4 protein-coding genes are annotated in these 3,059 nt (G+C 65.6%); 1 reads left to right on the forward strand and 3 read right to left on the reverse strand.

Features of this window, described 5'->3' with window-relative positions:
- The coding region (locus LLH23_08210; GenBank protein MCE5238463.1) for a hypothetical protein at positions 1–249 on the reverse strand (249 nt) is incomplete at its 3' end.
- 2 nt (positions 250–251) lie between these two features.
- Entirely contained in the window at positions 252–1,556 is a 1,305-nt protein-coding gene (locus tag LLH23_08215; GenBank protein ID MCE5238464.1) for an orotidine 5'-phosphate decarboxylase, read from the reverse strand.
- Positions 1,557–1,740: 184 nt separating this feature from the next.
- On the opposite strand from LLH23_08215, the gene LLH23_08220 reads away from it, so the two are divergent.
- Complete coding sequence (locus tag LLH23_08220; protein MCE5238465.1) at positions 1,741–2,292, forward strand: winged helix-turn-helix domain-containing protein; 552 nt, start codon at positions 1,741–1,743, stop codon at positions 2,290–2,292.
- 10 nt (positions 2,293–2,302) lie between these two features.
- Here the strand turns inward: LLH23_08220 and LLH23_08225 are convergent, their stop codons facing one another.
- Positions 2,303–2,962 (reverse strand): class I SAM-dependent methyltransferase, encoded by a 660-nt coding sequence (locus LLH23_08225; protein MCE5238466.1) that lies wholly within the window; start codon positions 2,960–2,962, stop codon positions 2,303–2,305.
- Positions 2,963–3,059: the final 97 nt, after the last annotated feature.

Here is a 3,059-nt window from a genome sequence, read left to right on the forward strand (position 1 = left end):
GATGCGGCCCTGCTGGGAAAAGCCCCATGCTTGCAGTATAGATGCTGCCGCTGACTTTGAGAAAACGACCAGGTCCACATCACCTGTGGTGTAATCCCCAAGTGTATAGGCCTCGACGGCATGGCCGCCGACAATCGCGGAACGCTCGTCTCGTGCCGCCAGCGCCTCCTGCAGCAGCGCCGCAAACAGCAGCCGCCGCTCGAAGGGATCCTGAATCTCCAGCAGTTGCTCCAGCGGCAGTTCCGACATGGCTACTCCTTACCGCGCTTCTGCTCCCAGCGCTCCAGCTCCGCGATCTCTGCCAGCGTGATGCCCTTCTCGCTGATCTCCGCGTGATCGCGCATCTCGCGCTCTACCACGTCCATCGCGCGGTTGGCTACCTCGACCGCCTGCTCACGGGGCACGCAGACCACCCCGTCGCCATCGCCGATGATCCAGTCCCCCGTGCGGACTGGCGTCTCGCCGATCTTCAAAGGCACGCCGATCATGCCTACGCCCTTTGGCTCGCCGGCCTGGGGAGCGACCAGCGACGAGAAGACCGCGAAGCCGAGCTCGATGACCTCGTCGGTATCGCGCGCGCCGCCGTTGATGACGCATCCGGCCAGGTGGCGCGCCACGCAGCTCTTGCTCGCGCCCTCGCCCCACAGCGCCGGGCCCATGTTGTGGGCGTCAATGACCAGCACCGTACCGGGTTCCGCCTCGTCAATGGCCTCCACTGGCTTGCTCCAGTCCCCGGGGTAGGCCCAGACAGTGAGGGCAGGGCCGGCGCACTTGAGGCCGCGCCTGAGAGCATGAATGCCCGGCAGGTAGCCCTTGTGATGCATCGCGTCCGAGATATTGGCGGTGGTCGCGCGCATGAACATCTCGCGAAGCTGCTCCTCGCCACCGCGCTTGAAGAGTTCGGTTTCTACCCCTTCGCCGCACGCGATGGCGTGCAGGATGGTCTCCGAAGCGGCCTTGGCGTCCGGGGCTTTGATGATGGCCCCGCCGACGATGGCGATGCTGGCACCGGCGGCGAAGACCTGGGGCGCGGTCTCGGAGTTCAGACCACCCGCCACGGCGATGGGAATGTCCACGACTGCCGCGACCTCGCGCAGGGCGGCCATGGGGTCGCCCCCACGCATCTGCACGTCAATGGGGCAGTGGACGCCCACGATGGCGGCCCCAAGCTCCTGCGCGCGCTTGGCCCGCTCGGCAAGGTTCGGGACCTCGATGAGGTCCACCATGATCTGCGCGTCATAGTGCTTGGCGGCCTCGATGCACTCAGCGATGGTCGCATCCGACGCCGCACCGAGCACCGCGACGACGTTGGCGCCGGCCTTGGCGGCCATCTCGACCTCAGCGCGTCCGGCGTCCATGATCTTCATGTCGGCGACAATGGTGGCTTCAGGGAACTCCGCGCGCAGTCGCCGCACGGCCTCCAGCCCCTCGCTCTTGATAAGCGGCGTGCCGGCCTCAAGACGGCGAATGCCGCCGTCCCAGGCCTCATGCGCCACGCGGAGGGCCTGGGAGAGGTTGGCGAAGTCGAGGGCGAGTTGTACCTGGGGGTAGTCCATATTCTGCCTCACCACCTGGGATTAGCGCCGCGAGAGCGGCGTATTCATATCCAACAACCTTCGCGGCGGCTTGTCAAGTCACCTCAGGAGCATTGGTGGTCTAATATATACCTTGACAAGTATGCAGCTGCCAGAGTACAGTTGTCCCATAGTACAAAGGACTGTACAAGTGGAGATGAGTGCCATGCACAGTGAGAACCCGCTATACACCATAGGTCAGGTCACGACCGAGCTTCTTGCGGGGGGCCATGAGTCGCCGCTGATGCAGGAGTTCGAGCACGCGGCCGCCAATCCCGGCGACTTCGTTATGCTGTGGGCCGGCGCATATCGCGGTCACGGTGGGCCGGAAACCGTGCTGTCATGGGCCTGGACCAAAGAGGCGGACAACGGGGCCGAGGAGGGGGCGCCGGGGCCACTTGACGAGTCGGTGCCGGCGCGACTTGAGCGGCTGCTGTCGCCGCTGGCACACGAGGCCAGGGTCAGGATACTGCAGGCGCTCCACGAGCGGCCACGTTCAGCTTCGGAGTTGGGAGAGGCGGTCGGCATGCGCGGGGGCAGCCTGTACTATCACCTCAAGGAGCTGCAGTACGCCAACTACATCCGCGGTGACGGCACCGGCTATGCTCTGACAGACCTCGGCCGACAGCTCTTCCTGACGCTGTCATACGTGGCGCTGCAGGTTGTGCGCGACCGGGGCCAGGAGGGGCTGGCGGTGGGTGGGCCGGGGCAACAGTGAGGCAGCGCAGTCACCGCTTTCGCGCTGCCAGGATGGTCGTCAAGGTCTCGTGGTCTGGGCTGTGCCGGTCAGGCACCGTTACGGGCTCGTCAAGGTCGCAGTCGAGGGCCTGCAGCCATGTGAGGTACTGGTCCGGCTCGACCGGGTACTGCTGTACAAGGTGGGTGCCATGGTCGAGGCAGGCGGGGGTGCGTTCGAGTGACAACACCAACCGCCCGCCCCGCTTCAGCGAAGTGACGATGTTGCTCAAGGCTCGCGGCTTGTCCGGGATGTGAAAGAACGTCCAGACGCTGTAGGCCAGGTCGTAGGTTGCCGGCCGTATGAAGTCTACCACGTCCTGCAAGAGGAACCCGACGCGCGGGTCCTGCGCCAGGTTGTCTCTGGCAAGCTCCAGCGTCTTCGGCGACACCTCAAGCCCGGTCAGGTGCGCGCAGTCGCGCTGCAGCATCTTAGCGGCCACTCGACCTGTGCCGAGGCCAATCTCCAGGACGGTCTGGCCCTCGACGGAACCCACTGCGTCCCAGAACTCCGGCCCGTCGGCCTGTGCCAGCCACGCAGCGACCCCTGGCGGGTCGTGGAAGGGGTCGCCGATCTTTGGTTGGTCAGGATCGGCGAAGGCGTTGGCAAGGTGCTCGTAGTGGGCGATGGTGTCGAGCGTTGGTTTGGTCATTGGCATGCAAAGCATGGCGGGAGCGGGCGAGACGCCCGCACTACGCGTGGTCGGTGATGACGGCTGCGGGCAGGATGCCCGCGCACCTACGGCTAGG

The sequence above is a fragment of the bacterium genome (genome assembly GCA_021372615.1).
GTDB lineage: Bacteria > Armatimonadota > Zipacnadia > Zipacnadales > UBA11051 > JAJFUB01.

Bases quoted from the DNA above. Each gene is read 5' to 3' on its own strand.
- LLH23_08215 (MCE5238464.1), bottom strand. From the start codon at position 1,556: ATGGACTACCCCCAGGTACAACTCGCCCTCGACTTCGCCAACCTCTCC.
- LLH23_08220 (MCE5238465.1), top strand. From the start codon at position 1,741: ATGCACAGTGAGAACCCGCTATACACCATAGGTCAGGTCACGACCGAG.
- LLH23_08225 (MCE5238466.1), bottom strand. From the start codon at position 2,962: ATGACCAAACCAACGCTCGACACCATCGCCCACTACGAGCACCTTGCC.